Origin of the sequence: Natronomonas marina (genome assembly GCF_024298905.1) — an archaeon.
GTDB classification, from domain to species: Archaea; Halobacteriota; Halobacteria; order Halobacteriales; family Haloarculaceae; genus Natronomonas; species Natronomonas marina.
Map to the genome: position 1 here is coordinate 2,935,825 of NZ_CP101154.1, position 26,087 is coordinate 2,961,911.

Genomic DNA, 26,087 nt, shown 5'->3' on the forward strand with positions numbered 1-26,087 from the left:
CGCCGATCGCCTCCGCGTCAGGTTATGGCCTCGATTTCGGCTCTAACGGTCGATACCAGCGCGTCGAAGTCGGGGTTCTCGCCCTGCCGGACCCACCTGTAGGCGACCGTCCCGTTCTCGTCGACGACGAAGATACTCCGCCGGGCCACCTCGAGAGCCCCGCGCAGGCCCTCTCGAACGACGTCGTACTCGTGTATCACCCGGTGGTCCCAGTCGGAGAGCATCGGGAAGCCGAGATCGTGTTGCTCGATCCAGACGTTCTGTGCGAACGGGAGATCGACGCTGACCCCGTACACCCGCGCGTTCAGGTCCTCGAACGCCGGCATGGCGTCCCGGAACGCGCACATCTCCTCGGTACACCCACCCGTGAACGCCGCGGGGTAGAACGCCAGGATGATCGGGCCATCTCCCACCTCCTCGGCAAGCGCGAACGTCTCGATGTCGTCGTAGGACGCCCCGCCGGCCAGTGGCAGGGTGAACTCGGGCGCCGTGGATCCTTCGGAAACCATTACCTGTCGATGACTCTCACGACGGATGGCTGTTTCGGTCCGGGGGGTCCCAGCGATCCGTCGAACCGGTACCCCGGACGGCGCGACTGTGACGGGGCCGTCCGACCGGAACGTCTCACTCGATCAACGCCTTCACGATCCGGAGCTCCTCGGGTTCGGTGATCGCGTCGGACTTCAGGCAGGCGTGCATTACTCTGTGGGCGAGTTGTGGATCGTCGAGCGGTGTCTCGGCGTCGCTCCCCGCGTCCGAATCTTCCAGTTGCCGTTCGAGCGCTTCGATCCGGGCCGAAAGCTGTTCGACCATCGGTTCGCTGTTCCGCACGTCGGCGGTCGTTCCGTTCCTCACGTCCCGTGAACCGGCGGCGGAGGCGTCGAAGACCGCCGACGCCATCGCGTACCGGTCGTCCCAGTCGAACCCATCGATAGCGTTGACGCGGTTGCTCACGGTCGCCCTCGCCACGTCGAGACGCTCCCCGATCTCCTTTTGAGTCGCCTCGGGGTTCCGGTAGATAGCCCGGAGCGTCTCCCACTGCTCGTCGGTGAGCGACGAGTGATCCGGGAGGTCCTCGTCCGGTTCGGGCGCCGGTGGTTCCGCTTCGGGCGGGTCGGATCGGTCGGTCGGGGTATCGGTCGAGTTCGTTTCGGGCGGATCGCCCGAGTTGTCAGCAAGGTCCGTGTCGGGCTGGTCGGACCGTCCCGTCGCCGGGTCGCCGTACTCCTCGAGGACCCGCTCTACGAGATCGACCGTCGCGCTCTGAACCTCCATAGCGATCGTCTCGAGCGATGCGTCCGGGTGCTCCGCGGCCACGTCCAGGATCTGCTTCTGTCGGACCGACCGCGGGATCGATCGACCGTTCTGTCTGTTTTCTACTGCCATGGTGAGTCCTGTCTTTCGTGTACGAGTGGCTGTGTGGCGCTACCGTTCCAGTTCGTATCCGGCTTCCTCTCGGTCCCAGGCGTCGTCGACGCCCTCCTCCTTGAGCTTGTACTTTTCGACCCGTTCGGTCGCCGTCTTCGGGAAGTCGTCGACGAACCGGACGTACCGGGGGACCTTGAAGTACGCCAGGCGTTCCTCGCAGTGTTTCACGATGTCGAGCGGTTCGAGGTCGGCGCCGCTCTTTGGGATGATCGCTGCCGTGACCTCGTCTTCGCCCAGCTCGCTCGGGACCCCGAACACCGCCGCCTCCTGAACGTCGGGGTGGCTCTCGATGGCGGCCTCGACCTCGAACGACGAGACGTTCTCGCCGCGTCTCCGGATCGCGTACGCCTTCCGGTCGACGAAGTAGAAGAAGCCGTCCTCGTCCTTCTTGCCGATGTCTCCCGTGTGGATCCAGAGGTTGCGGAAGGTTTCGGCCGTCTTCTCGGGCTTCTTGTAGTACTCCTGCATGACGGTGTTCGGCCGCGTGTTCCGAACGACGATCTCCCCCTCCTCGCCGGGCGGCAGCGGCCGGTCGTGTTCGTCGACGATCTCGAGTTCGGTGTACGTGAGGGATTTGCCCACGCTGCCGATCCGTCGCTCGTCGGCCGGATTGATACACGCCGAAGTGCCGGTCTCCGTCAGGCCGTACCCCTCCCGGAGGAAGACGTCGAACCGCTCCTCGAAGTCCTCGATTATGTCCGGCGGGGCCGCGGCGCCGATGCCGACTCGGGCCGGGTTGTCGGCGTCGTCCTCCCGCTCTTCCTGCTTGAAGAGGACGGGTATCATCGTCCCGATGTAGTTGAAGATCGTCGCGTCGTACTCCCGGATCTGGTCGAAGTACTCCGAGGCGCTGAACCACGTCTCCATGGCGAAGTCGGTTTCGGCCAGCAACGCCCCCATAACGGTCGTCTGCTGGGCGTTGACGTGGAAGAGGGGCAGGTGGGTGAACAGCCTGTCGTCCTCGGTGATGGTCAGCATGTTGTTGCAGTACTCCCAGCCCGTGTTCACGTACGAGTAGTGCGGGAGCACGACGCCTTTCGGCATTCCGGTCGTGCCGCTCGTGTACAGGATGCACATCGGGTCGTCGGGCCCCAGCGAGACGTCCGGCGACGCGTCGGCGTCGCCGTCCAGAAGCGTGTCGAAGGAACGATAGCCGTCTTCCCCGTCGGCACCGTCGCCCATCAGGTACTCCCGTTCGACGTTCTCGAGGTCGTCCCGGGCGGTCTCGTAGTTCTCGCGGGTCCCCTCCTCGAGGACGACCGTATCCGCATCCGAGTCGTTGATGTTGTACGCGAGGCCGTTGGCCTTGAGGCTCACGTTCAGCGGTACCAGGACGGCGCCCGCCTTGGCGATACCGAACCAGAGTGCCAGATAGTCCGGCGAGTTGTAGAGGAACGTACACACCTTGTCGCCCTTCTCGATACCGAGCCCCTGCAGTGACGCCGCTATCGCGTTCGCCTTCGCGTCGATGTCCTCGTAACTGTACACCTCCTCTTTGAAGTGCATCAGTGGATCGTCGCCTTTCCTCGCGACTTTGTCCTCGATTACGTCGGTTACCGTCTCGTATTCGTCGGGCGGGACTTCGGGTCCGGGTGGAGTTTCGATAGTCATTTGTATGGATGAGCCTGCCGGTGGCCGACCGCCAATTCGAGCAGAAGGTCTGCTGGAGAGTACAAATAACTTTCGCCGCCGGACCGGTGCCGCCGGCTCCGTGTCCGGTCGACGCCCCGGGATGCGTCCGTCGATCCCGACCCACCACCCGGAGGGTGGACAACCGCATCGGCGTTCGCTGCCGGCGAGCCGAGGGCTGCTCGGAGACGCCGACTCCCGCCCCATCCGCCGTACGCTACGGTCGTCGAATGGATTGCGAATATCTCGGACGTCATCCCGGGCCCTTTCGAGGCGGTTCGTCGCCCTGTTCCGGGCGGGGGCCGGTCGGTCGACCCGTTCGTCGGGCGACGAATTCGCAGGACACAGTACGGATTTACTCCAGCCCCGGCAAAGTCATCCGAGAACCGTTCGTCGGTGGCGAACGGTGACGTGGCCGTCGAGTCCGAATCGACGAGTACGACGGCCCGTCGACGGACCGACGTTGCCATCGTATGGGGTGCCGGAGGGTCGAGACGGGGAAGGATATCGGACCGGTACGCCGTTCACCAGGAGGGAACCGTCCGTTCGTCAGGGAGGAACTTTATATACACCCGAACCCACAGTACTGACAGCATGGGCAATGAGAGTCCCGACAGGGACGCAGTGAAATCCGTCGAGACCACGTTTGCCGTTATCAACGCGCTGTACGAACTCGATGGGGCCGGCGTCTCGGCGGTCGCAACGGAACTGGACATGGCCAAGAGCACGATCCACAAGCACCTCCGGACGCTGACGGACGCGGAGTACGTCGTTCGTGAAGGCGATCAGTATCACGTCGGTCTGCAGTTCCTCGAGCTGGGGGAGTTCGCCCGGACGAGAAAGGAGGGGTACACGATAAGTCGGGCCAAAGTAAAGGAACTCGCAGAGGAAACCCAGGAACGGGCCCAGTTCATCGTCGAAGAGCACGGCCGCGGCGTCTATCTGTACCGGGAAGTCGGCGAGCGAGCGGTCCACACCGATCCCGGCATCGGCAAGCGGATCCCGCTGCACTCGACGGCGGCCGGAAAGGCAATCCTCGCCAACCTGCCCGAAGCGCGGGCCGAAGAAATCGTCGAAACCCGAGGCCTCGAAGCCGTCACCGAGAACACCATCACCGAAAGGGGGGAGCTATTCTCCGAACTCGCTACCATCCGAGAACGGGGATACGCGTTCAACCTCGAGGAGAACGTCCCCGGCCTCCACGCGGTCGGGGTCGCGGTTACGCCCAACGGGACGGACGTCTGTGGCGCCTTGAGCGTTTCCGGGCCGAGCCACCGCCTGCGAGACGACCTCCTCCGGACCGAAATCCCGAGACGGCTCCTCGGGACGGTCAACGAACTCGAACTGAATCTCAAGTACTCGTGAACCGGGTCGACCGTCCTCGCCGACTTCTCGTTCGCTTCGCTCACGGATATCCTGGCGAGTCGGTCCCCGCCCGTGTCCCGGCCGTTCACCGACCGAACGTCGGGCCACCGGGAGCGTGTGTTCCCCAGTGACGAACGATCGAACGAGGGATACGAAGCCGAATCGCGGCGCTGTCGCCGGGGACTTCGATTCGAAAATACCGAATCGAAGGAGATACCCATATATCGGCGAGCGTCCGCGTGTCCGAGAGGCGACCCGAATTCCGCCAGACGGCGATCGATTCGTACCGTAGATCGGACACGGTCGCCAACGCTTTCGGCCGACAATAACAATAATAATTCTGTTATGCTGAAGCGAATGCGGGAATATCATCATCGTTTAGTTGAGTCCGGAGGGAATCAAACGATGAGGTGCTCAGGTTCATCCGGTCATTCCGAAATTGCCGTTTCCGGGCGTTTCCGCGCCGAAATAGATGGTTTCGGACCGGAGTGCTCGTCGATCGTCCGACCATATCGAATCGTATCCGCGGGCGAGGGGAGTACGATCGACGTACAGCAGGAACGGCCTGCGGCTTTAACGACGACTTAACGGCCCGCACGCTTCGTGTACATCGACCCGGCCGGAGATCCAGATTTTTCCGTTATAGTCGGAATATCTTGGTAGATATTATTTTTTAATTGGTAATATTTCTCACGGTAAAACGAACGCGTCCATCGACAGGGCTCGGCCCCCGAGTTGGTCGTCCCGCTACTCCGTGTTGGCCGCCCCGGGACGGAATACGGTCGACTACTCGCCCGCGAACTGCGGTTCTTCGCCGGCGAGATACGCCTCGAAGCCCCGGCCGTAGTCGTCCGTGTTGAACGCCGCAGCGAGGGCGTCGAGTTCGGACGAGAGCTGCTCCTCGAGGCTCCGTTCGAAGCTCCGAGTGAGCAGCCCGCTGAGCGCGTCGAGAGCCACCGTCGGTCCCGACGCGATGTCGGTGGCGAGCGACGTCAGGCGAGTCTCGAACTCCTCGTCCGGCACGACCTCGGCTGCCAGTCCCATGTCGACGGCCTGTTCTGGATCGATGGGTTCGTTGAGCAACACGATTTTCTTGGCGCGTTGCAGCCCCACCCGTCTGGGCAGGAAGTACGTCGCCGCCGCGTCGCCGGTCAACCCCAGTTGCGGGTACGCGTACTCCAGACGCGCCGCCGAACTCACGACCGTCAGGTCCCCGAGCAGGGAGAAACTGAACCCGGCACCGGCGGCGACGCCGTTGACACCGACGATCACCGGGGCGGACGCCTGGTGCAGCTGTACGATCGCCTCGTGTGCGATCGCCGTGATCCGTCGGATGAGCACCGCGTCGTCGGCCGTCCCTTCCAGCATACCGACGTCCGCACCGGCACAGAACGCGTCGCCGCTGCCGGTCAGCACGATACAGCGAACGTCGGCTTCCGCCAGGTAAGACGACACGTCGAGCAACTCCTCGGCCAACTCGGCGTTGAGCGCGTTGTACTCCGAGGTGCTGTCCATCGTTATTCTGGCGACGCCGTCCGCCCGATCCAGAATCAGGTTGTCGTACGTTGGTGTGGACATACGGCAGTGAATTGCCCCAATACCACTAAAAGCTATTCCGGTGTGAGGGAACGAACGCCGACGACTGTGGTGTTTTGTTCGTCGACGTTATCGTTCCACGTTTCGTTCCCGTTCGAACGGTCCACGGGGCGGGAACTATTCGGCCATCCAGCGGTACGGCGTGCCGACCTCGTGGTCCTCCTCCATCTGGGGGACGCCCCGGACGAACATGTTCTCGCCGATGATGTACGAGGAGGCGGGGCTGGCGAGGAACTGGGTGAGATCGGCCACTTCCTCGCTCTTGCCGACGCGGCGGCGAACCTCCGAGCGGTCGATCTCCTCGGCCGAGAACCCCATCTGGTCCTCGACGCCGGGCGTGGCGACGATCCCCGGCGAGATGCAGTTGATCCGGATGTCGTACGCCGACCACTCGTAGGCCAGCGAACGGGTGAGGTTGATGACGCCCGCCTTGGCGGCGCCGTAGTGGGTCATCAGCGGCGAGCCCCGTTCGCCGGCGACCGACGAGAAGTTTATCACCGACCCGCCCCCGTCGTCGCGCATGTACTCGCCGGCCACTTGCGTGCAGTGGTAGGTCCCGTGGAGGTTGATGTCGACGATGGTCTTCCAGCCGTTCTCGCTGATGTCCTCGAACGGGGCGACGAAGGACGCGCCGGCGTTGTTCACGAGCGTGTCCAGTCCGCCGAACTCCTCGACGGTCGTCTCGACGAGCGCCTCGACGGCCTCGCGGTCGCGGATGTCGCACTCGACCGCGACTGCTCGCCCACCACCGTCGGTCTCGTTGATCCCGTCGGCGACGGGGCCGACGTTGTCCAGTTCCCGCGAGCAGACCACCACGTCGGCGCCTTCGTCGGCGAACTGTTCCGCGATTAGCTTTCCGATCCCTTGCGATGCACCCGTTATTATCGCCGTCTGGCCGTCTATGTCGAATCTTTCGTTCATCGTTGATCGTGTGTCGATTGTTGGTAGTCGTACGAACCGCGCTCGTCGGACGACGGGACCTGCTCCCGTCAGTCCGGGAGGTCAGCCCTCGATTCCCTCGCGTTCCCGGAGGTCCGTCCGTCGGAGCTTCCCCGTGCTGGTCCGCGGGAGTTCGTCGACGAACTCGAGTTCTCGCGGGTACTCGTAGGCTGCCAGCCCGTCCTTGACGTACGACTGGAGGTCCTTCCGGAGCCCCTCGGACGGCTCGTACCCGTCGAGAAGCACGACGAACGCCTTCGGGACCTCGCTCCGTTCCTCGTGGGGGACGCCGATGACGCCGGCGTCCGCGACCGCCTCGTGTCCGCCGAGGTAGTCCTCGACCTCGTCGGGGCCGATCCGGTACCCCGAGGAGATGATCACGTCGTCCTTGCGGCTCTTGAACTGGAAGTAGCCGTCCTCGTCGCGGAACCCGAGGTCCTCGGTTATCAGCCAGCCGTCCTTGACCTTCCCCGCGGTCTTGTCGGGTTTCTTCCAGTACTCCTTGAAGCAGACGGGATCGTCCCCGTAGCGGACGGCGATCTCCCCGATTTCACCCGTGTCGACCGTCGGTTCGGCCGTCTCGGGGTCGACGATCCGGATCTCGTGGCCGGGCGCCGGAAGTCCCAGCGTCTCGGGGCGGTTCTCCTTGAGGCTCGGGAAGTTCCCGAGCAGCATGTTCGCTTCCGTCTGGCCGTAGCTCTGTATGATGACGTCGCCGAAGACCTCGACGGCCCACTCCCAGGCGCTCTGGTCGAGCGCCTCCCCGCCGGTCGGGATAGTCCGGATACTCGAGAGGTCGAACCGTTCCTCGGCATCGGGGACCTGGGCCATCATCCGGAGTATCGTGTTCGGGAGGATGTTCACCGACACGTCGTACTCCTCTATGAGTTCGAACTCCACTTCCGGATCGAACTCGCCGTGGTAGCCCACCACCGGCCGTCCGTAGTAGAGGGCGGGCATTACCAGTGCGAACAGCGACCCGAGCCACGACCACTCGGTCGGGATTCTGAAGACATCGTCTTCGTGGAGTTCGAGGTTACAGAACCCCGCGCTGAACAGCGGCAAGTGTCCGAGGAGGAGTTCGTGCGTGTGCACGACGCCCTTCGGATCTCCCGTCGTTCCCGAGGTGTAGATGATTAGCGCGTTGTCGGTGGCTTCGGTCTCGACGGTCTCGAAGTCGGTGGAAGCGCCCTCCATCGCCTCGGTCAACGATATCTCGTCGCCGGCCGGCTCGATCCCGCTCGTGACGAAGACGTCCTGCAGGTCGTCGACGTCGTCGCGGACCGTCCGGAGCGTTTCGATGTTTCCGGGGCCCGTGACGTAGGCTTTCGCGCCGGAGTCCTCGAGCCGGTACTGGAGGCCGTCCGGCCCGAACCGGGCGCTCAGGGGAACCACGACCGCACCCAGTTTCTGGATGGCGACGTGGGTCACCAGTACCTCCGGTGTCGGGGACCCGTCGACGCCGACCCGGTCGCCCCGACCGACGCCCCGGTCCGAGAGGAGGTTCGCAAGCTGATTGGCCTCCGTCTGGAGCCTGGAGAACGTGTACGTCGTCTGATTGCCCGCGGCGTCCTCGAAGTACGCCGCATCCCGCTCGCCGTCCGAGTCCGCCCACCGGTCACAGGCCCACTCCGCCATATTGAACTGGTCCGGTATCACCCACTCGAACTCCCCGTAAAGCTGCTCGTAGCTGTCCCACTCCTGCTCGTGGAGATCGTAGTTCGGCAGTTCTTGCATGGACGTTCAGGTCCGAAGAGTGGGGACTTTACACTTTTGATAAATTTCTGTCACTTCGTGAGTCCGGAACGGTACGGGGATGGAGAGTACCGATGTGCGGTCGGGAAGAACGCCGACGCCCCACAGCACCCGAAAAGCCGGTATCACCCGGCCAGGTTCGGGAGGAAAAGCGTCAGTTCGGGCACGAAGATCAGGAGTGCGAGCACGATGATGTCGGCGACGATGAACCGGAGCGCCCCGCGGAACCCGACGTCGACGTCGACGTTCATCGGCCCCGTGGCGATGTAGACGTTCAGGCCCAGCGGCGGCGTCACCAGTCCGATCTCGATGGTCTTGGCGATCAGGATGCCGAACCAGATCGGATCGAACCCCAGGGAGGTCGCGAGGGGAAAGGTGATGGGCAGCGTCAACAGGAGGATCGCCAGCTGGTCCATCATCGTCCCCAGGGCGATGTAGATCACGAGGACGAACATCAGGATGCCGAGCGGCCCGATGGGCAGCGACGTGACGAAGTCGATGATCGCCGGCGTGACGCCGGTGACGGTCAGGTATCTGGCGAAGAACACCGCACCGATGATGATCATGAAGATCATCGTGGTCGTCTCCGCCGTACGCTGGAGGGCCTTGACGGTTCCCTCGAACCGCATCCCGAAGACGACCACCGCCACGACGAACGTCCCGAACGCGCCGAGCGCACCGGCCTCTGTCGGCGTGACGACGCCGAGATAGAGGCCGCCGATCACCAGCAGGACGATCATCAGCGCGGGCCAGATCGTCAGCAACGATCGGAACCGCTCGGGCCAGGAGTACTTGACTGTCCCGCCACCGATTACGTCCGGCTCCCGGAGCCCCCAGGCGTAGATGACGGCGACGTAGCTCCCGATCGTCAGCAGTCCCGGGACGATCCCCCCGATGAACAGCGCGCTGATCGACGTCTCGGTCTGGATGCCGTAGATTATCAGCCCGAGGCTCGGAGGGATCATCACGGCGAAGGTGCCGGCCGCGCTGACGGTACCGAAGGAGAGCCGGTCGTCGTACCCGAACCTGCGCATCTCGGGGACCGCGATCTTCGACATCGTGGCCGCCGTCGCCGTGCTCGACCCCGAGAGCGCGGCGAGCCCGCCGCTTGCGAGGGTGGTCGTGATCGCGACCCCGCCGGGGATGTTCCCGAACCACTTGTGGGCCGCCTCGTAGATCACCTCGGTCAGGTCGCTCTCGTTGAGGAACTCCGCCATCAGGATGAACATCGGCACCGTCGCCAGGAGGAAGAACGCCACGTTGCTGTAGGGCACTGTCAACATCAGCCCCGCCATCCTGTCGACCCCCAGCGTCATGGCGAGGCCGACGACGCCGGCGATGGACAGCGAGAACGCCACGGGCACGCCGAGGAGTATCAGCGCCACCAGCAGAACCGACGGCAGGACCAGTTCGACTACCATTCGTCCCCTCCGTCGGTCGCCCGACCGTCGTCTTCGTCCTCGTCTCCGGTACGCGACGCCTCCGGGGTGGTATCGGCCTCGTCGGACGCGTCCCCGGCGTCCGAACTCCCGGTCGCGGATCCCCCGTCGGCCCCGCCCCGGTCGTCCGTGGCGGCGTCGCCTCGCTCCGGGGGCTCGTCGGCGTCACCGGCCTCCCCCCCGATGGCCTCCTGTACGTTCTCGATAACGCCGGTCCCGTCGACGGTCTGGAAGGGGACGTCCGACTCCACCTCCTCTTGGGTCGCCCCCGAACCGTCTCCCCCGGTGACCAGCGTTCGGAGGTCCGATCCGATCTGGATCGTCAGCCGCAGGCAAAACAGCGCGAACCCGACGGACATGACCGCCCACGAGAGGTACGTCGGGAAGTTGATCACGCCGGTCGTGACCTCTCCCGCGAGGTACCCCTCCCAGGACCGGACGGCGGCGAGTTGGGAGATCCACCCGAAGATGACGAGCGTCGCCAGCAGGGAGACGATCCGGATCACCCTGTTCGAGCGGTCCCCGAACCGCGTCGAGACGATGTTGACGTCGACGTTGCCCTCGTTCTTCTGGAGGTACGAGGCCGTGAGGAACACCGCGATCGGCATGAAGAACAGCTCGGTCGACCTGTAGATCCCCGAGAATGGGTTGTCGAACAGATACCGGCTGACGGCGTTGGCGGTGATGGTCACCATCATGAGAAACAGCGCGACCAGTGCGAGGTAGTTGAACCCCTGCTCGATCCCGCTGGAGATCCGTTCGATGCCGTCGGCCGCGGTGTCCAGGTAGCCCCCCGGCTCGTCGCCCGCTTCCTCGACCGTTTCACCGGACATTGTGCTCGTTTCCAGTCATAGTTCTCCGTTCATCGTGGGATTCTGATGAAGTGCGTGCGTTGCTGTGAGTCGGGCGGTCGCGTCGCTGTACTCGCAAACGGCGGTCACGCGGGAGTTCGAGCCGCGGGTCCTCTCGGGCGTCTCGTCTCCCGGAGGCTCACGAACGGACCGAGTCGATCTCGGACTGCCAGGCGTCGACGAGGTCCTGACCCGGGAGGCCCCTGTCGCTCATCTGGGAGGTCCAGGAGTCTACCGACTCCGTCATCCGGTCGCTCCAGCGGGCGTACTCCTCGTCCGGGACCTCGTACAGCTCCACGCCCTGTTCCTCGAAGTCAGAGCGCAGGTCCGAGACCATGCTGTCGAAGGCCGCACCCGCCTCGGCGGAGGCTTCGGCGCCGGCTTCGAGCATCGCGTCCTGTACGTCGCCCGGGACGGACTGGAAGGTGTCCTCGCTGGTGGTCCACAGCCCGACCCAGCTGGCCAGGTTCACGTTGGTGCTGGCGTAGTTGGCGAACGGTACCAGCGAGTACGCGGTCACGCTGGGTTCCGCGATAGCGGTCCCGTCGATGGTCCCCCGGTCCCAGCTCGTGTTGATCTCCGGAGCCTGGATCTCGACGGGGGTCCCGCCGAGCGCCTCGATGGTGATCGACATGATCCCGCCCGGAGAACGGACGTTGACGCCCTCCCAGTCCTCCAGTTGTACGACTTTCGGCTCCGTCGTCACGATCTGGTAGGGCGCCTCCAGACTCAGGTTCACTACCCGGATGTCCTGCTCGCTGTACTCGTTCTCGTGGAGCTGGTTCTGCGAGAGGTTCCAGTACGCCTCACAGCCGACTTCGGCCTCGAAGAAAGTGTCGGGGAGTTCCCCGACCCCGGACAGCGGGATCTGATCGGAGAGGTACGCCGGGCTCACGAGGCTGATGTCGGCGGTCCCCTGCTTGATGAGCGAGAGCATGTCACCGGGGCTGCCGAGCTGTCCCCCCGGTTTCTCGTCGAAGGTGACCTCCGAGTCCGCCTTCGACTGCACCTTCTCCATCCACGGTAGCAGCGCCTCCTGGCGGATGTGGTGTGACTCCGGCAGGAAGTGAGCGACCGTCAGTTCCGTGCTTCCGCCCCCGCCTCCATTGCCGTTGCCGTTCCCGCCACCGTTTCCGTTGCCGTTCCCGCCGCCGTTGCCGTTCCCGCCGAGACAACCGGCGATACCCGTCATGCCGACGGCCCCGAGGGCACCGGCCGACTTCACGATCGATCGCCTATCGCTCAAGACGTGTTGCTTGCCATCTCCTGCCATACCCGCGAATGCGAGGCGAGGTACTTATCACTTCCGGGAGCCTCGTCGAACGGTTACGGTACCGGAGCACGGAGAAACGTCGTGGTGGACGGGTCCACCGATTCGGGGGACGCCGTCCAGTAGAGGTGGTCCTCGGTGCCGTGGCGGTGGTGGCGCCGTCGCTGTTCGAGCGTCCGCCCTCGGATTTCTCGACTGGTACGACGTGTTCGGCGGGTTCCTCGGCGGACGGGGGTAGGTCATGAACAAACCTAATATACTGGGGAATCCAGTGGTTCGGGAAGCACATGATCGAGTACACGGATCCGGAACGCGGCGAGGAGATGGCAGCGCGGACGGGCGAGTTCATGGACGAGGTCGTCATCCCGGCCGAACGCGAGTTGCCGGGCGGCGAGCCGGTATCGGACGCGAAGGTACAGGAACTGCAGGAGCGAGCCAGGGAGTACGACGTCTACGGCCCCCACCTCCCCGAGGAGTACGGTGGGCACGGGCTCGACTTCCGCTCGATGCTCCCCGTCTTCGAGCAGGCGGGGCGGAGCCTGCTGGGGCCGCCGGCCATGCGTGTCAACGCACCCGACGAGGGGAACATGCACCTGCTGGAGTTGGCCGGCACGGACGAACAGAAGGAACGGTGGCTCCGTCCGCTCGCCGAGGCGGAGATACGGTCGGCGTTCTCGATGACCGAGCCGACCGACGGCGGGGGCGCCGACCCGAAGATGATCAAGACGACCGCCGAGAAGGACGGCGACGAGTGGGTCATCGACGGCCACAAGTGGTGGACCAGCCAGGCAACCGAGGCGAGCCTGCTGATCGTCATGGCCCGGACCGACCCCGACGCCCACCCCTACAGCGGCACCTCGATGTTCCTCGTCGACCCCGACCAGGCCGGCGTCGACATCGTGCGGAACATCCCACACATGGGCGATTCGGTCCTTCCGATGACCCACGCGGAGGTCCGCTACGACGGCGTCCGCGTCCCGGAAGATGCCGTGCTGGGCGAGTTGAACGAGGGCTTTACGCTCGCCCAGCAACGCCTGGGCCCGGCGCGGCTGACCCACTGTATGCGGTACTCCGGGATGTGCGAGCGGGCGCTGAACGTCGCCAAGGCGTACATGGCCGAACGGGAGGCCTTCGGCGAGCGCGTGGCCGACAAGCAGGCGCCGCGCTACGACATCGCCGACGCGGAGATGCAGCTGTACGCCGTCCGGTCGATGGTCCGCCACGCCGCCCGCCGGATCGCCGCCGGCGAGCAGGCCCGCGTCGAGACCGCCTCCTGCAAGGTCTTCGGTGCCAACGTCTTCCAGGACGTCGTCGACACCGCGCTCCAGGTGTGCGGCGGCCACGGCATCGGCAAGGACCTCCCGATCGCGGACTTCTACGAGAACGTCCGCGTGCTCCGCATCGCCGACGGCCCCGACGAGGTCCACAAACGGACCGTCGCCCGCGCCGCCTTCGAGGAGATCGTCGACGCCGAAGTCGAGGACATTCCCCGGTTCGGCGACCCGAAACGACCGGGAGAGTGAGATGACCGGCGACGAACCCGTCGACGGGAGCTACCTCGACCGGCTCGTCGACCGGGACCGCCTCGAGACGTACCTCGAGTCGGTGTTCGGCCCGGCGGACGCCTTCGAGGTGGAACACCTCGGCGAGGGCCACTCGAACGAGACCCTGCGGATCACATGGGGGCAAGAGGAGTTCGCCCTCCGCCGACCGCCGCCGGGCGAGACGGCGGACACCGCACACGACGTCCTCCGGGAGTACCGGGTTATCGACGCCCTGCAGGGCGAACTCCCGGTTCCGCCGACGGTCGAGAGCTGTGACGACCACTCCGTCGTCGGCAGCGACTTCTACATCACCGAACTCCTCGAGGGCGACGTCATCCGCGAGACCGAACCCGAACGGTTCGCGGCGCCGGCGCACCGACGCCGGATCGGCGAGGAACTGATCGACACGCTCACCGAGATCCATACCGTCGACTACGAGGCGGTCGGGCTGGGCGATTTCGGACGGCCCGAGGGGTACCTCGAACGGCAGGTCGACCGGATGACGAAGCAGATCGAGTGGGCGACCGAACGCACCGAACGGGAACGGACGGTTCCCGAACTCGAGGAGGTCGGCCGGTGGCTGTCCGCGAACGTTCCCGACTCCCCGACGCACACGCTGGTTCACGGCGACTACAAGCTCGACAACGTCATGTTCGGCCCGGGAACGCCGCCGGAACTGGTGGCGGCCTTCGACTGGGAACTCAGCACGCTCGGCGATCCGCTGGCGGATCTGGGCTGGCTGTTCGTCTTCTGGCGCGACGAGGCCGACCCCGATCCGGCCATCCCGGAGGTCGTTCCGTCGTTCACCGAACACGAGGGGTATCCGACCCGGGGCGAACTCGTCGACCGCTACGAGGAGCGGACCGGCATCGCCTTCGAAAACCAGGCGTTCTACCGGACGTTCGCCCTCTACAAGGTCGCGGCGGCGTGTGAGATGTTCTACGCCAGATACCTCGAGGGCGACAGCGACGACTCGCTGTATGCGGTCATGGACGAGCGCGTCCCGGCGGTGGCAAAGCGGGCCCTCGAGGCGACCGACGAGAGCGGGTGGTCGAGCTAGGCGTCTATCGCTCCCAGCGCGGCGTGTCGTCTTCGAGGAACGCCGCCAACCCGTGTCGTCCCTCCTCGGTCTGGATCAGCGCCGTGAGTTCGCTCACGGCGTAGGCGAGCCACGCGTCGAACAGCTCGTTCTCCATGCCGACCCAGGTGTCCTTGATGGTCTCGATCGACTGCGGCGCCGCGGCCGTCGTCGACCGGGCCAGTTCCCTGGCGACGTCTTCGGCCTGTCCGTCGTCGACCGCGTAGTTGACCAGCCCGATGTCCGCGGCCTCGCTGGCCGACAGCAGATCGCCCGTCATGGCCAGTTCCATGATCTCCTTCTTGCTTGCGGTCGTGATGCCGTACGTGAGCCAGGCCGGCGGAATGGCACCGATCGTGGCCTCGGGCTGGCCGAACCGGCTCCCGTCGGCGGCGACGCCGAGGTCACACAGCAGCACCATCTCGCACCCGGCGCCGGTCGCGATGCCGTCGACGAGCGCGATCGTCGGTTTGGGGTGGGCCCGCAGCGTCTCGATCGTCGGGAGGGCGACCTCGTCGAAGTAGGTCGAGCCCTCGTCGGCGGTCTCCCAGCCCTGCATCTCGGCGATGTCATCGCCGGCCGAGAAGGTGTTGCCCGCACCCCTGATGATGGTCGCCCGCACGTCGTCGTCCTCGGCGGCGTGTTCGAGCGCCGCCCGGAGGCCCAGCCAGCTCGTCTCGTCCATCGCGTTCAGCTTCGACGGCCGGTTCAGCGTGATGATCGCCGCGAAGTCCCGTCGTTCGTACGTGATCGTGTCGAACGTCTCCGATTCGAACTCGTGGTCGTAGAACCCCTCGCCGGCCTTCAGACCGAGGCGCCCGTCCTCGACCATCCGCTCCAGCATCGGATGGGGCTCGTACTGGTCCCATCCGGTCCGCTCGTGGAGCTCCTCGAGCGTCTCGACGATCCGGTCGATGCCGTACTCGTCGGCGAACTCGAGGAGCCCTCGCGGCCAGTTCATCCCGATCTGCATGGCCGTGTCGATGTCCTCCCGCGTGGTCACGTCGTTGTCGATGAGCCAGGCGGCCTCGTTCGTGGCGCTCGCCATCATGTACAGCGGGTTGAACTCGAAGCGCCGCTCGCGGGGGATCGACACCCGCGAGTACTCGCCCGGTTCGGGGTACTCGTAGAAGCCCTCGCCCGTCTTCATGCCGTGTTTGCCCGCGTCGACCAGTTCCTCTAAGACGTCGGGAACGTTGACCGAAACGCCGTGATCGCGCATCTCGCGCGCCGCCAGGAGGAACATGTCGAGGCCGCTGAAGTCGAGTATCTCGAACGGCCCCATCGGGAACCCGAGGCGCCTGACGGAGGCGTCGATCGCCTTCGGCTCCTGCTCGCCCTCGTCGACGCGCCGGAGTGCCTCGCTCCAGAACGCGTAGTTGATCCGGTTCAGGACGAACCCGGGGACGTCCTTCTCGACGAGGACCGGCGTCTTCTCCAGCCGTTCGGCGAACCGCTCGGCGAACTCGAAGATCCGATCGCTCGTCTCCTCGCCGCGGATCACCTCGACGATCGGCATCAGCTGGACGGGGTTCGAGAAGTGCATCCCGACGACCGACTCGGGACGGTCGGTCGCCTCGGCGATCTCGGTGATCGGGAGCGTACTGGTGTTGGTCGCAAGCACCGCCTCCTCGGGCATGACGTCGTCGGCATCCGAGAACACCTCCTCCTTGAGGTCGAGATTCTCCGGCACGGCCTCGATCATCACGTCGGCGTCGGCGAGTCCGGCCCGCCGGTCGGTCGTCGTCTCGATCCGATCGAGGACCGCGTCGGTGTCCTCGACGCCCATCTGTCCGAGGCTCCCCTCGATCTTCTCGACTGCGTTCTCGAGGACCTCCTCCTCGACGTCGACGATGGTGGTCTCCAGTCCGGCCACGGCAGACACCTGTGCGATGCCGTGTCCCATCGTTCCCGCACCGATCACCGTGACTCTCCGTACGTCGTCCGCCTCTGGCACGCTCATATTATCGCTTGTATCGTGTGGTGTCGAATATTTAAATCCAGGTGCCGAGAGCGCCCCGGTTCACGGCCGACCGGACGCGCTCCCCGATAGGGAGTCGGCCGACGTAATCGGCCGCGTGCGCTGCCGTCCGGCGGACCGCGTGCGCCGTCCAACGAGGACCGTCGGGGTCCCTCGAGCGGAGTACCCCCTCTCTTTTTGTGCCCGGTAAGCGTACACGGCGCACGATGGTTCACGGAGACGGTGGTACTGGCTTCGACTGGCAGTGTGCGGTCCCGGACGTCCCGTCCGGTTCCGAGGTAGCGCACCGATGACGGGCGACGTCGACCGCGAACTCCTGTTGCACGTTCGCGCCCACGACTCGATGGAGTCGGTGCTCCAGCAGATGAGTCGGGCGGAGGAGTTGGACTATCGACGCGTCTCGATGGGGGAGGCGACGGGGTGGAACCGCGTCGGACTGCTCGCGGTCGGGGCCGAGCGGACCGACGAGATCGGCCTCACGAACGACGTGTTCTCCCCGTACTCCCGCTCGCCCGCGTTGCTCGGCCAGACGGCTGCCATGCTCCAGCAGCTGAGCGACGGCCGCTACCGGCTCGGTCTCGGGACGAGTTCGCCAGCGCTCGTCGAGAACTGGCACGGGCTGTCGTTCGACCGGCCCCTCAGGCGGTTGCGCGAGACGATCGAGATCGTCCGGCGAGTGACCACGGGCGAACGCGTCAGCTACGACGGCGAGATCTTCGAACTCGAGGGGCTCCAGCTCGAAGACCCCGCACCGGAGACCGCGCCACCGATCGACGTGGCCACGATCGGCCCGAAGACCGTCGAGCTGGTCGGTCGGTTCGCCGACGGCTGGGTGCCGCAGATGTTCACCCCCGACGGGCTCCGCGATCGGCTGGAGGACCTCGAACGCGGCAGTGACCTGGGGGACCGCGACCCCGATGCGGTCCGGACGAGCTTCATCCTCCGGTGCTGTGCGATGGAGGACGGAGAGCGGGCACGGGAGATCGCACGAAACCACCTGGCGTTCGTCATCGGAGCCTACGGCCCCTACTACAGGAAGTCGATCGAACGGCAGGGGTACGGCGACGTCACGGCGGAGCTACAGGAGCGCTGGGAGCGCGGCGAACGGGACCGGATGACCGACGCGCTGCCCGACGCCCTGCTGGACGAACTCGTGGCCGCCGGGACGCCGGCGGAGGTCAGAGAGAAGTACGCCGAGTTCGCCGCCATCGACGGCATCGACGCCGTCCGGGTCGGGTTCTTCGACGGACAGTCGGTCGAGAACCAACTCGAGACGATGGCGGCACTCGCCGAGTAGCGGACGACGACCCCCGCCGTCTCACCCGGAGACGACCGGGAGCTAGTCCAAGATCCCCTCGCGCTCCCGGAGGTCGCGTCGCCGGACCTTGTCGGTGACGGTCTTGGGTAACTCGTCGATGAACTCGATCTCCCGCGGGTACTCGTACATCGCGAGAGCGTCCTTGACGTAGGCTCGCAGCTGGTCTTTCAGTTCCTCGGACGGTTCGTACCCGTTCTGGAGGACGACGAAGGCCTTCGGGACCTCGCCCCGTTCCTCGTCGGGAACGCCGATCACGCCGGCGTTGGCGACGGCCTCGTGGTCCGCGAGGCTCTCTTCGATCTCCGTCGGCCCGATCCGGTAGCCCGCGGAGATGATGACGTCGTCCTTGCGGCTGTGGAACGAGTAGTAGCCGTCCTCGTCCTTGATGCCGAGGTCGCCGGTCAGCACCCACCCGTCGCGGATCTTCGCCTCGGTCTTGTCCGGCTTGTTCCAGTACTCCTTCAGACAGACGGGGTCGCCCTCGTACTTCGCGGCGAACTCGCCGATCTCGCCGGGGGCGACAGTCTCGGCGGGGTCGTGCTGGTCGGCCAGCCGGACCTCGTGGCCCGGCATCGCCCGCCCGATCTTCCCGATCGGAACGTCCATCAGCGCCTCACAGGAGCCGACCAGCAGATTCGCCTCCGTCTGGCCGTAGGCTTCGTTGAGCGCGGCGCCGCCGAACCGCTCGTCGACCCAGTCGACGATGTCGGCACCGACCGCTTCGCCGCCCGTAGCGATGACCCGCACCGACTCCGCCGAGTGCGATTCCGCCCCCGAGGCCCGCATCATCCGGAGCGCCGTCGGCGGCGCGAAGTAGCTCGTCACGTCGTACTTCTCGATCAGCTCGAAAGCCTTCACGGGGTCGAACTCGCCGCCGTTGTAGGCCACCTGCGGCTGCCCGTAGAACATCGCCGGGAACACGTAGTCGAAGACGAGGATCCACGCCCACTCCGCCGGCGAGAAGAACACGTCCTGTTCGGTGAGCTCCATATTGCACCACACCAGAAGGAACGTCGGGAGGTGGCCCAGCACCACCCGGTGGCCGTGTCGCGTCCCCTTCGGATCGCCCGTGGTCCCGCTCGTGTAGACGATTATCAGGTCGTCGTCGGGGCCGGTTCTGACGTTGTCGAACGCCGGCGAACTCCCCTCCAGTGCGTCCGAAAGCCCGATTTCGTCGTTCTGCGGATCCACGTCCCCGACGACGAGCGTGGTTTCCAGCGCGTCGAGCGAGTCCGTCCCCCGACGGTACGAGTCGACGTTGGCCTCCCCGACGAGACACGCCTTCGCCCCCGAGTCGCCGAGCCGGTACTCGATGGCGTCGGGGCCGAAGCGCGTGCTCAGCGGCACCGACACCGCACCCATCTTCCAGGCGGCGACGTGAGCGACGATCGTCTCGGGCCGCTGTGGCAGGTTGATCCCGATCCGGTCGCCGCGCTCTACGCCCCTGCTCTCGAGGTAGTTGGCGAGCCTGTTGGCCCGCTCGTTGATCTCCCCGAAGGTGTAGGCCCGCTCCGTCCCCGCATCGTCCTCGAAGAACAGCGCGACGCGGTCCTCGTCGTCGGCCCACCGATCACAGATGTAATCGGCCACGTTCAGCGTCTCGGGGACCTCCCACTCGAACGCCTCGTAGAGGTCCTCGTAACTGGCCCACTCCTCCTCGTGGAAGTAGTAACTCTCGAGTCGATCCATACCGAGACAGGTGCGCACGCTGCCGCTTAACCGTTTCGACCGTCCTGGGCGACCGGCGGTCGCGTTTCCGGTCGGGTTCGACCGTCCGGGTGGGGTCGCATCGGTCGTTGCATCGGGACGAACGGGACGGGAAGTACCGTGGGGCCCGGACGGGCGTCCGGTCGACAGTAGACTTTTTATCGAGCCCGGAGTTGTCCGTGCATGGCTCGTTCCGACAGCTACGAGGAGTGGGCGGTTTCGGTGAGCGACCACGGGATCGCGTCCGTGGAGTTACGGCACGAGAAGGACGCCATCGACGAGCGCGGGATGGTGGAGTTCCACGAGATGCTCGGACGGCTCCCCCACCGGGATGACGTGGAGGTCATCCTCCTCACCGGCGGATCGTCGGCGTTCTGTGTCGGCCTCGATATAGCGACGTTCGTCGACATCTTCGACGCGACGGAAGGCGACGAGGTCGAACGACAGCGCCGGATTCGGGAGTTGATCCACCGGTTCCACGGGGCGATCCTCGAGATGGCCACCGTCGGCTGTCCCGTGATCGCTGCGGTGAACGGGTTCGCAGCGGGCGGCGGGTTCAGCATCGCGCTGGCCTCCGACCAGATAATCGCCTCGGCCGACGCCGAGTTCACGCACGCCTACACCGACATCGGCGCGTCCTCCGACGGCGGGAGCACCTACTTCCTGCCCCGGCTCGTCGGACTCCAGAAGGCCAAGGAGCTGGTCTTCACGCCACAGCCGCTCTCCGCCGACCGGATGGCCGAGCTGGGCGTCGTAAACCAGGTCGTCGAGGAGGACTTCGAAGAAACCGTCCGGGAACGCGCCCGGACGCTCGCGGATCGGCCGACGGAGGCCATCGCCCGCAGCAAGCGGCTACTCAACGGGAGCCTCGACGCGACGCTCGAAGGACAGCTCGAGCGGGAACGCGAGGATATGGCCGAGATCGTGCTGACCGAGGAGTTCGAGCGCCGCGTCCGCGGGTTCGTACGCGGCGAGGAATAGCGGCGAGGAGTAACGGTCCCGGTCCGACCGATAGACGGCCGCGAATCGGGGGACGGATGCCGGAACGCACGCAATCTTTAATTGTCGCATCGTCCACTGTCCCGACATGGCCGACGACGAGACGCCGATGGATCCGGACCCGTTCGCCGACCTGCTGGGGATGCGAATCGTGGAGATGGAGGACGGGTACGCGAGGGGGGTCCTGCCGATGCGTCCGGCGCTGTCGTCGTCGCCGGACACCACGGTCGCACACGGCGGAGTGCCGTACGCCCTCGCCGACCACACGGGCGGTGCGGCTGCCGTGTCGGTCGACGGCTGGCCGACCCCGACGATCGACATGAGAATCGACTACCTCCGGCCGGTGACCGACGACCTCGAGGCCGTCGCCGAAATCGCCCGGATGGGCAAGAACGTCGCAACCGTGGACGTCGAACTCTCGACGGGGAGCGACGGGACGGTGGCCGTCGGACGGGGAGTCTACAAGGTTGGGGGGCGCGAAGAGAGCGCCTGGTCCGGCGAGTAGTACCCTGCAGTTTCGGGAACGTCAGTACCGCTCGTCGACCGTCCCGGTCTCGCCCTCAAGGTCGTCGACGATCTCGAGGTCGTCAAGGGAGACCAGCAACCGTTCGGCGATCGCTTCCTGCAACCGGTCGACGGGAACCTCGGGGGTCCCCTCACAGACGAGACGCAGGTGATCGGTCGATTCCGGCCGGGAGACCTCGATCCGGTACTCGCCCGACAGCCCGTCGGTTCCGGCCAGCACCGTCTCGATACTGCCCGGATATATCTTGACGCCCTTGACCTTGATCCGGTCGTCGGTCCTGCCGATGACGCCCTGCGGGAGTGTCAAAGACGCCCCGCAGGTCGAACACGTCTCGGTTCGAAGCTCCGCGAGGTCGCCCGTCCGGTATCGGACCAGCGGCGATCCCCGCTTGTTGACGTGCGTGACGACGAGTTCGCCGCGCTCCCCCGGCGGGAGTACCTCCTCGGTGTCGGGGTCGATGACCTCGACGACGGCGTTCTCGGAGACGACGTGCAGGCCGTTCTCGCCGCGGCACTCGACGGCGACCGGGGCGACGCGACGGGTGGCGAAGTAATCGACGGCGGTCTCACAGTCGAGGGCGTCCTTGACGTCCGCTCGAAGCCCCGGTACCGAGGTGAACGGTTCGCCGCCGCCGACGAACGTGTCGACCGACGCCCCGTTGGCGCCGATCTTCAGCGCGTAGCTCGGGTTCCCCACGAGTACGTCCACGTCGTACTCGTCGATGACGGCCGCGGCTTGCTCGGAGTCCCCCGGCCCGATGGGGATGACCTCCGCGCCGACCGCTTCGAGTCCCCTGTGGAGGAGGATGCCGGTCCCGAACAGGTGGTAGCCGAACGTGTTCAGAACCCGGTCGCCGGGGCCGATCCCGATCCGTTCGAAGACGCGTTCGTGGACCCCGGTCTGGTAGTCGAGGTCCTCGGCCGCATCGAACACCGGAAAGAGGTCGTCCCCGACCGGCGTAAACGAGAGCATGACCCCGTCCGGCGCCACCGATCCCTCGGGGCCGTGTGCTTCGCGGTCGCGGAGGAACTCCTCGGCGGTGGTGTAGGGGATCGAGCGGAACGCCTCCCAGGAGTCGACCGCACCGGGCTCGACGCCCGCCTCCTCGAAGAGATCCGCATAGAGGTCGTACTCGGCGACGCGCTCCAGCTGTCGGCGTACCGATTCGAGAGTCTCGGTGGAGTACAGCGACATACCGCAACCTGACGCGGGAAAGCACAAAAAGCTATGCCGCCGCCGTGACCGAAAGCGAGCGGGTCAGTACGACTTGGGGAGCCCCAGTTCCTCCTCGGCGACGTGGTTCAGGATCATCTCCTCGCTCACGGGAGCGATGCGCAGATGGCGGACGTAGGAGGTCATCGCCGCGACGCCCATCTCCCGACTCAGGCTCATCCCGCCGAAGGTGGTCGTCGCCGCTTCGCAGGCCTCCCACCCGCTTTTCGCACAGAGGAAGTTCCCGATGTTCGAGGCGGCGCCGGCCGGTTCGCCGTTGTCGTAGAGCCACGCTGCCTTGGTATTCATCAGTCTCGACGCCTGTAGCTCGGCGTGGGCTTCGGCGAGTTTGTGCTGGATGCCCTGGTGGCTGCCGATCGGGGCGTCGAAGACCTCGCGTTCGTTCGCGTACTCGGCGGCCTTCTCGATCGCGTATCGGCCCGTCCCGGCGGCACACGCCGCCGTCGTGATCCGCTCCGTGTTGAGAGTATCGAATATTTGATGGAACCCCTCGTGCTCGTCGCCGACCATGTCGTCCTCGTGGACGCGGACGCCGTCGAGGTGGAGGTTGTACGTCCTGTCGGGGAAGTACCCGTCCAGCGGGATGTTCTCGTACTCGACGTTCGGGTCATCCGGGTCGACGAGGAAGATCGAGAACCCGTGGCTCGGCCGTTCGGCCTCCTCCGGGGGGACCGTCCTCGCAAGAAGGGTGATCCGCTCGGCCTCCGCGGCACCGGAACACCAGGTCTTCTGTCCGTCGATGACGTACTCGTCGCCGTCCCGCTCGGCGGTCGTCGAGATACTCGTCGTGTTCAACCCCGAGTCGGGCTCGGTCACGCCGAGCGCCCACCGGGCGTCGCCGGACGCCAGCTGCGGGAGCCACCGCTCTTTCTGTGCTTCGGTCCCGTGTGCGGCGAGCGTCTCCCCGCCGAACAGCGGCGAAAGGACGAACTGGATCGTTATCGGCCAGCCCCCGTTGGCGCCGACCTCCTCGATCACCATTGCGAGTTCCTGCATTCCCATCCCCTGGCCGCCGTACTCCTCGGGGATCGCAACGCCAAGCCACCCGTGTTCGCCGAGGTCCTGCCACACCTCGGTCGGGTAGCTGTCGCTCGCCCGGATCTCCGCCCAGTAGGACTCGTCGTACTTCTCCATCAGGTCCTGAATCGAAGAACGGATCATCCGCTCGATCTCTGAGTCACTGAAATCGACCATATCCAGCGGATGGGCTCGTGCGCTCATAAAGCCTTGTATCGCCGAAGTACGAACGCTGGACCGTGTTTCGGTCGCGGCACCGCCGGGGGAAGAGTATTTGATTCTCGCCCGTCTTGGGTTCGATATGTTCGACGAGACAAAGCCGGCGGCGCCCGGTGCCGACCGGGACCGTCGAAGCGGGAAGACGCTCGACCCACTCCCGGCGACCGGCACTCCGGCCGTGGCCGTCGGGACCGACACGACGTTCGCAGAGCGCGCACGGTTCGGAGCGAACCCCGACGGCCTCTACCGAGGAGGGTCGAGACCGACATGAGTTCGAACGAACAGCGGACCATCAGGTGTCTGGTAGGGAAGGTCGGCCTCGACGGCCACGACCGGGGCGCTCACGTCATCGCGCGGGCGTTCCGGGACGCCGGGTTCGAGGTCATCTACTCGGGGTTGCACAACTCCCCCGAGGAGGTCGTCCAGGCCGCCGTCCAGGAGGACGTCGACGTCTTCGGCATCTCCATCCTCTCGGGGGCCCACGACACGCTCGTCCCCAAGATCATCGACGGGCTGAAGGAGTACGACGCCTTCGAGGACACGCTCGTGCTCGTCGGCGGCATCATTCCCGACGGGGACCGCGAGGAACTGTACGCCGCAGGCGTCGACGAGATATTCGGTCCCGGCGTCTCGATGCAGGAGACCATCGACTACGTCCGTAACAACGCCCCGCAGCGATAGGGGTCGTCGATCGCTCCGGCGCTGCGGCGTCCCGCCGGCAGCCGCAATCGGGGCCGGCGAGATCCCGGGGCGTCCGTCTTTCAGCCGCCGTCGGGGGCTCGTTCGATACCGACGGTGCCGTCACAGACCGGGTCGCCGTCCCGTTCGGCGACCGTCGCGTCGATCGTGACCCTGCCGTCCTCGACGGCGGCCACGCTGCCGTCGACGACCAGACACTCGCCGGCGACGGCCGACCCCAGGAGCCGCATCGAGCGGTCGACGACGCGCCACTCCGGGCCCGCCCAGTCGGTCGCGAGACGATCGAACAGCCCGTGGAGGCCGATGGCGTTCAAGAATATCGTCTCGTTGCCCTGCCTGCGAGCGTATTCGGGGTCGTAGAGCCCCGGAAGGACGAACTCGCGGGTAGCCGCAACGTTCCGGATGACGCGTTCGTACGGGACGGGGAACTCGAAGGACGCGACCGAATCGCCGACGGCCACCTCCTCGGGGCTGCGGCTTCGGTACCGCTCGCCCGACGGCGACTCCGAGGCCGACTCGACGCTCCGTCGCCCTCTCGCGTACGGCGCTTCGCCGCCGACGGAGCCTTCGGGCTGCTCGTAGCGGAAGATCGTCGACGTGCTCTCGGCGATCCGGTCGCCGCTGCCGTCGTGAAACGTCGCTTCGCTCGTGACGAAGTGACCGATCCCGAGGCCGGTCTCCTTCTCTTCGCTGACGTCGAGGATGGTCCCCTGCCAGTTGAGTCGGTCGCCGACGACCATCGGCCGCTGGAACGTCGTCTCGGACTCGATGAAGAGCAGCATGTCCTTCTCCGCCGGCAGCGGGACGTCGAGACCGTAGATGGGCGTGGGGTGATCGTCGTCCGTCGGCGTCCACAGCGGCGGCATTTTCCAGGTGAGCAACATCCCCGGAGGGGCCGGCATCCCTCCCCACGTCCGCTCGGCGAACCCCTCGTCCCAGTAGCAGGGGTTTCCGTCCTCGAGGACCGACGCGTAGAGCCGGATCATCGGAGCGTTGATCGGTTCGTTTGCGAACCGCGTCTCGCTCGTCCGGCCGATCCAGTCGGCGGCCTCGTCGGCGGGACCGACGGGAAGGTCGAGTCCGGGACCCGCCGTCTCGTTCGTCATCGCTATCGACCTCTCCACCGCGTGGGGGCGTTCTTCGGGGCGCGGCCGCCGAGGAGACACGCCTTCGCCTCCGAGTCGCCGAGCCAACACTCGAAGGAGTTGGCGAGCCTGTTGGCCCGCTCGTTGATCGCCCCGAACGTGCAGGTCCGCTCCGTCCCCGCATCGTCCTCGGAGAACACTGCGACGCGGCCCGCCTCGTCGGCCCACCGATCACAGACGTAATCGGCCACGTTCAGCGTCTCGGGAACCACCCACTCGAACGCATCGTAGAGGTCCTCGCACATCCCCCAGTCCTCCTCGTGGAAGTAGCAGGTATCGAGCCGATCCATAGTGGGTAGTGCTATCACACTACCAATTAACCGTTTCGACCACCGGCTACACGTCAGGA

Annotated in this window: 23 protein-coding genes; 8 read left to right on the plus strand and 15 right to left on the minus strand. The window is 65.8% G+C overall.

Going from position 1 to position 26,087, the window contains the following annotated elements:
- Positions 1 to 17: 17 nt before the first annotated feature.
- The 3 genes from NLF94_RS15495 to NLF94_RS15505 form a co-directional block, all read right to left on the minus strand.
- Positions 18 to 509 carry a redoxin domain-containing protein gene (locus NLF94_RS15495; RefSeq protein WP_254838536.1) on the minus strand — a complete coding sequence of 164 codons (492 nt, stop codon included), beginning with the start codon at positions 507 to 509 and terminating at the stop codon, positions 18 to 20.
- A 115-nt stretch (positions 510 to 624) separates the two neighbouring features.
- Positions 625 to 1,386, minus strand: coding sequence for a MarR family transcriptional regulator (locus NLF94_RS15500; RefSeq protein ID WP_254838537.1), 762 nt, complete (start codon positions 1,384 to 1,386; stop codon positions 625 to 627).
- A 39-nt stretch (positions 1,387 to 1,425) separates the two neighbouring features.
- Complete coding sequence (locus NLF94_RS15505) at positions 1,426 to 3,264, minus strand: AMP-binding protein (RefSeq protein ID WP_350355831.1); 1,839 nt, start codon at positions 3,262 to 3,264, stop codon at positions 1,426 to 1,428.
- Positions 3,265 to 3,453: 189 nt separating this feature from the next.
- On the opposite strand from NLF94_RS15505, the gene NLF94_RS15510 reads away from it, so the two are divergent.
- Positions 3,454 to 4,422, plus strand: coding sequence for an IclR family transcriptional regulator (locus NLF94_RS15510; RefSeq protein WP_254838539.1), 969 nt, complete (start codon positions 3,454 to 3,456; stop codon positions 4,420 to 4,422).
- 786 nt (positions 4,423 to 5,208) lie between these two features.
- On the opposite strand, the gene NLF94_RS15515 is transcribed toward NLF94_RS15510, so the two are convergent.
- The 6 genes from NLF94_RS15515 to dctP all read right to left on the minus strand — a co-directional run bounded on the left by NLF94_RS15515 (position 5,209) and on the right by dctP (position 12,275).
- Complete coding sequence (locus NLF94_RS15515; protein WP_254838540.1) at positions 5,209 to 6,000, minus strand: enoyl-CoA hydratase/isomerase family protein; 792 nt, start codon at positions 5,998 to 6,000, stop codon at positions 5,209 to 5,211.
- Positions 6,001 to 6,135: 135 nt separating this feature from the next.
- Positions 6,136 to 6,939: an SDR family NAD(P)-dependent oxidoreductase gene (locus NLF94_RS15520; RefSeq protein ID WP_254838541.1), complete on the minus strand. Its 804-nt coding sequence runs from the start codon at positions 6,937 to 6,939 to the stop codon at positions 6,136 to 6,138.
- 81 nt (positions 6,940 to 7,020) lie between these two features.
- Positions 7,021 to 8,694, minus strand: a complete 1,674-nt coding sequence (locus NLF94_RS15525; RefSeq protein WP_254838542.1) for an acetate--CoA ligase — start codon at positions 8,692 to 8,694, stop codon at positions 7,021 to 7,023.
- Positions 8,695 to 8,837: 143 nt separating this feature from the next.
- Positions 8,838 to 10,133 carry a TRAP transporter large permease gene (locus NLF94_RS15530; RefSeq protein ID WP_254838543.1) on the minus strand — a complete coding sequence of 432 codons (1,296 nt, stop codon included), beginning with the start codon at positions 10,131 to 10,133 and terminating at the stop codon, positions 8,838 to 8,840.
- Positions 10,127 to 10,984 carry a TRAP transporter small permease subunit gene (locus tag NLF94_RS15535; RefSeq protein ID WP_254838544.1) on the minus strand — a complete coding sequence of 286 codons (858 nt, stop codon included), beginning with the start codon at positions 10,982 to 10,984 and terminating at the stop codon, positions 10,127 to 10,129. Before NLF94_RS15535 ends, NLF94_RS15530 begins: the two co-directional genes overlap by 7 nt.
- Before the next feature lie 157 nt (positions 10,985 to 11,141).
- Positions 11,142 to 12,275: a TRAP transporter substrate-binding protein DctP gene (gene dctP / locus NLF94_RS15540; protein WP_254838545.1), complete on the minus strand. Its 1,134-nt coding sequence runs from the start codon at positions 12,273 to 12,275 to the stop codon at positions 11,142 to 11,144.
- Positions 12,276 to 12,562: 287 nt separating this feature from the next.
- Between dctP and NLF94_RS15545 the strand changes: the two genes are divergently transcribed.
- Entirely contained in the window at positions 12,563 to 13,795 is a 1,233-nt protein-coding gene (locus NLF94_RS15545; protein ID WP_350355883.1) for an acyl-CoA dehydrogenase family protein, read from the plus strand.
- A gap of 1 nt (position 13,796) precedes the next feature.
- Positions 13,797 to 14,876 (plus strand): phosphotransferase family protein, encoded by a 1,080-nt coding sequence (locus NLF94_RS15550; protein ID WP_254838547.1) that lies wholly within the window; start codon positions 13,797 to 13,799, stop codon positions 14,874 to 14,876.
- 4 nt (positions 14,877 to 14,880) lie between these two features.
- Here NLF94_RS15550 and NLF94_RS15555 read toward each other — a convergent pair whose 3' ends face one another.
- The gene (locus NLF94_RS15555; protein ID WP_254838548.1) at positions 14,881 to 16,857 is read right to left on the minus strand and encodes a 3-hydroxyacyl-CoA dehydrogenase/enoyl-CoA hydratase family protein; all 1,977 of its coding nucleotides are present in this window, start codon (positions 16,855 to 16,857) and stop codon (positions 14,881 to 14,883) included.
- Positions 16,858 to 17,164: 307 nt separating this feature from the next.
- Between NLF94_RS15555 and NLF94_RS15560 the strand changes: the two genes are divergently transcribed.
- Positions 17,165 to 18,172, plus strand: coding sequence for a TIGR04024 family LLM class F420-dependent oxidoreductase (locus NLF94_RS15560; protein WP_254838549.1), 1,008 nt, complete (start codon positions 17,165 to 17,167; stop codon positions 18,170 to 18,172).
- A gap of 42 nt (positions 18,173 to 18,214) precedes the next feature.
- Here the strand turns inward: NLF94_RS15560 and NLF94_RS15565 are convergent, their stop codons facing one another.
- Positions 18,215 to 19,882 (minus strand): acetate--CoA ligase, encoded by a 1,668-nt coding sequence (locus NLF94_RS15565; RefSeq protein ID WP_254838550.1) that lies wholly within the window; start codon positions 19,880 to 19,882, stop codon positions 18,215 to 18,217.
- Positions 19,883 to 20,083: 201 nt separating this feature from the next.
- On the opposite strand from NLF94_RS15565, the gene NLF94_RS15570 reads away from it, so the two are divergent.
- Together NLF94_RS15570 and NLF94_RS15575 are read left to right on the plus strand one after the other, a co-directional pair.
- Entirely contained in the window at positions 20,084 to 20,881 is a 798-nt protein-coding gene (locus NLF94_RS15570; RefSeq protein ID WP_254838551.1) for an enoyl-CoA hydratase/isomerase family protein, read from the plus strand.
- A gap of 106 nt (positions 20,882 to 20,987) precedes the next feature.
- The gene (locus tag NLF94_RS15575; RefSeq protein ID WP_254838552.1) at positions 20,988 to 21,404 is read left to right on the plus strand and encodes a PaaI family thioesterase; all 417 of its coding nucleotides are present in this window, start codon (positions 20,988 to 20,990) and stop codon (positions 21,402 to 21,404) included.
- A gap of 21 nt (positions 21,405 to 21,425) precedes the next feature.
- Here NLF94_RS15575 and NLF94_RS15580 read toward each other — a convergent pair whose 3' ends face one another.
- On the minus strand, positions 21,426 to 22,619 hold the full coding sequence (locus NLF94_RS15580) for a phenylacetate--CoA ligase family protein (RefSeq protein ID WP_254838553.1): 1,194 nt from the start codon (positions 22,617 to 22,619) through the stop codon (positions 21,426 to 21,428).
- Between the two features lie 63 nt (positions 22,620 to 22,682).
- Positions 22,683 to 23,852 carry an acyl-CoA dehydrogenase family protein gene (locus NLF94_RS15585; protein WP_254838554.1) on the minus strand — a complete coding sequence of 390 codons (1,170 nt, stop codon included), beginning with the start codon at positions 23,850 to 23,852 and terminating at the stop codon, positions 22,683 to 22,685.
- Positions 23,853 to 23,976: 124 nt separating this feature from the next.
- Here NLF94_RS15585 and NLF94_RS15590 point away from each other — a divergent pair, with 124 nt between their 5' ends.
- Positions 23,977 to 24,165, plus strand: a complete 189-nt coding sequence (locus NLF94_RS15590) for a hypothetical protein (protein ID WP_254838555.1) — start codon at positions 23,977 to 23,979, stop codon at positions 24,163 to 24,165.
- Positions 24,162 to 24,575 (plus strand): cobalamin B12-binding domain-containing protein, encoded by a 414-nt coding sequence (locus tag NLF94_RS15595; RefSeq protein WP_254838556.1) that lies wholly within the window; start codon positions 24,162 to 24,164, stop codon positions 24,573 to 24,575. Before NLF94_RS15590 ends, NLF94_RS15595 begins: the two co-directional genes overlap by 4 nt.
- Positions 24,576 to 24,655: 80 nt before the next feature.
- Here NLF94_RS15595 and NLF94_RS15600 read toward each other — a convergent pair whose 3' ends face one another.
- Together NLF94_RS15600 and NLF94_RS15605 are read right to left on the minus strand one after the other, a co-directional pair.
- The gene (locus NLF94_RS15600; RefSeq protein ID WP_254838557.1) at positions 24,656 to 25,699 is read right to left on the minus strand and encodes an FAS1-like dehydratase domain-containing protein; all 1,044 of its coding nucleotides are present in this window, start codon (positions 25,697 to 25,699) and stop codon (positions 24,656 to 24,658) included.
- A gap of 2 nt (positions 25,700 to 25,701) precedes the next feature.
- The gene (locus tag NLF94_RS15605; RefSeq protein ID WP_254838558.1) at positions 25,702 to 26,028 is read right to left on the minus strand and encodes a hypothetical protein; all 327 of its coding nucleotides are present in this window, start codon (positions 26,026 to 26,028) and stop codon (positions 25,702 to 25,704) included.
- Between the last annotated feature and the right edge of the window lie 59 nt (positions 26,029 to 26,087).

Excerpts from the sequence above, each read along its gene's own strand:
- NLF94_RS15505 (WP_350355831.1), bottom strand. The coding sequence starts at position 3,264 with ATGGGGCGGGAGTCGGCGTCTCCGAGCAGCCCTCGGCTCGCCGGCAGC.
- NLF94_RS15525 (WP_254838542.1), bottom strand. The coding sequence starts at position 8,694 with ATGCAAGAACTGCCGAACTACGATCTCCACGAGCAGGAGTGGGACAGC.
- NLF94_RS15600 (WP_254838557.1), bottom strand. The coding sequence starts at position 25,699 with ATGACGAACGAGACGGCGGGTCCCGGACTCGACCTTCCCGTCGGTCCC.
- NLF94_RS15515 (WP_254838540.1), bottom strand. The coding sequence starts at position 6,000 with ATGTCCACACCAACGTACGACAACCTGATTCTGGATCGGGCGGACGGC.
- NLF94_RS15565 (WP_254838550.1), bottom strand. The coding sequence starts at position 19,882 with ATGGATCGACTCGAGAGTTACTACTTCCACGAGGAGGAGTGGGCCAGT.
- NLF94_RS15550 (WP_254838547.1), top strand. The coding sequence starts at position 13,797 with ATGACCGGCGACGAACCCGTCGACGGGAGCTACCTCGACCGGCTCGTC.
- NLF94_RS15605 (WP_254838558.1), bottom strand. The coding sequence starts at position 26,028 with ATGGATCGGCTCGATACCTGCTACTTCCACGAGGAGGACTGGGGGATG.
- NLF94_RS15585 (WP_254838554.1), bottom strand. The coding sequence starts at position 23,852 with ATGGTCGATTTCAGTGACTCAGAGATCGAGCGGATGATCCGTTCTTCG.
- NLF94_RS15530 (WP_254838543.1), bottom strand. The coding sequence starts at position 10,133 with ATGGTAGTCGAACTGGTCCTGCCGTCGGTTCTGCTGGTGGCGCTGATA.
- NLF94_RS15520 (WP_254838541.1), bottom strand. The coding sequence starts at position 6,939 with ATGAACGAAAGATTCGACATAGACGGCCAGACGGCGATAATAACGGGT.
- NLF94_RS15575 (WP_254838552.1), top strand. The coding sequence starts at position 20,988 with ATGGCCGACGACGAGACGCCGATGGATCCGGACCCGTTCGCCGACCTG.
- NLF94_RS15500 (WP_254838537.1), bottom strand. The coding sequence starts at position 1,386 with ATGGCAGTAGAAAACAGACAGAACGGTCGATCGATCCCGCGGTCGGTC.
- NLF94_RS15560 (WP_254838549.1), top strand. The coding sequence starts at position 17,165 with ATGACGGGCGACGTCGACCGCGAACTCCTGTTGCACGTTCGCGCCCAC.
- NLF94_RS15535 (WP_254838544.1), bottom strand. The coding sequence starts at position 10,984 with ATGTCCGGTGAAACGGTCGAGGAAGCGGGCGACGAGCCGGGGGGCTAC.
- dctP (WP_254838545.1), bottom strand. The coding sequence starts at position 12,275 with ATGGCAGGAGATGGCAAGCAACACGTCTTGAGCGATAGGCGATCGATC.
- NLF94_RS15580 (WP_254838553.1), bottom strand. The coding sequence starts at position 22,619 with ATGTCGCTGTACTCCACCGAGACTCTCGAATCGGTACGCCGACAGCTG.
- NLF94_RS15595 (WP_254838556.1), top strand. The coding sequence starts at position 24,162 with ATGAGTTCGAACGAACAGCGGACCATCAGGTGTCTGGTAGGGAAGGTC.
- NLF94_RS15570 (WP_254838551.1), top strand. The coding sequence starts at position 20,084 with ATGGCTCGTTCCGACAGCTACGAGGAGTGGGCGGTTTCGGTGAGCGAC.
- NLF94_RS15555 (WP_254838548.1), bottom strand. The coding sequence starts at position 16,857 with ATGAGCGTGCCAGAGGCGGACGACGTACGGAGAGTCACGGTGATCGGT.
- NLF94_RS15590 (WP_254838555.1), top strand. The coding sequence starts at position 23,977 with ATGTTCGACGAGACAAAGCCGGCGGCGCCCGGTGCCGACCGGGACCGT.
- NLF94_RS15495 (WP_254838536.1), bottom strand. The coding sequence starts at position 509 with ATGGTTTCCGAAGGATCCACGGCGCCCGAGTTCACCCTGCCACTGGCC.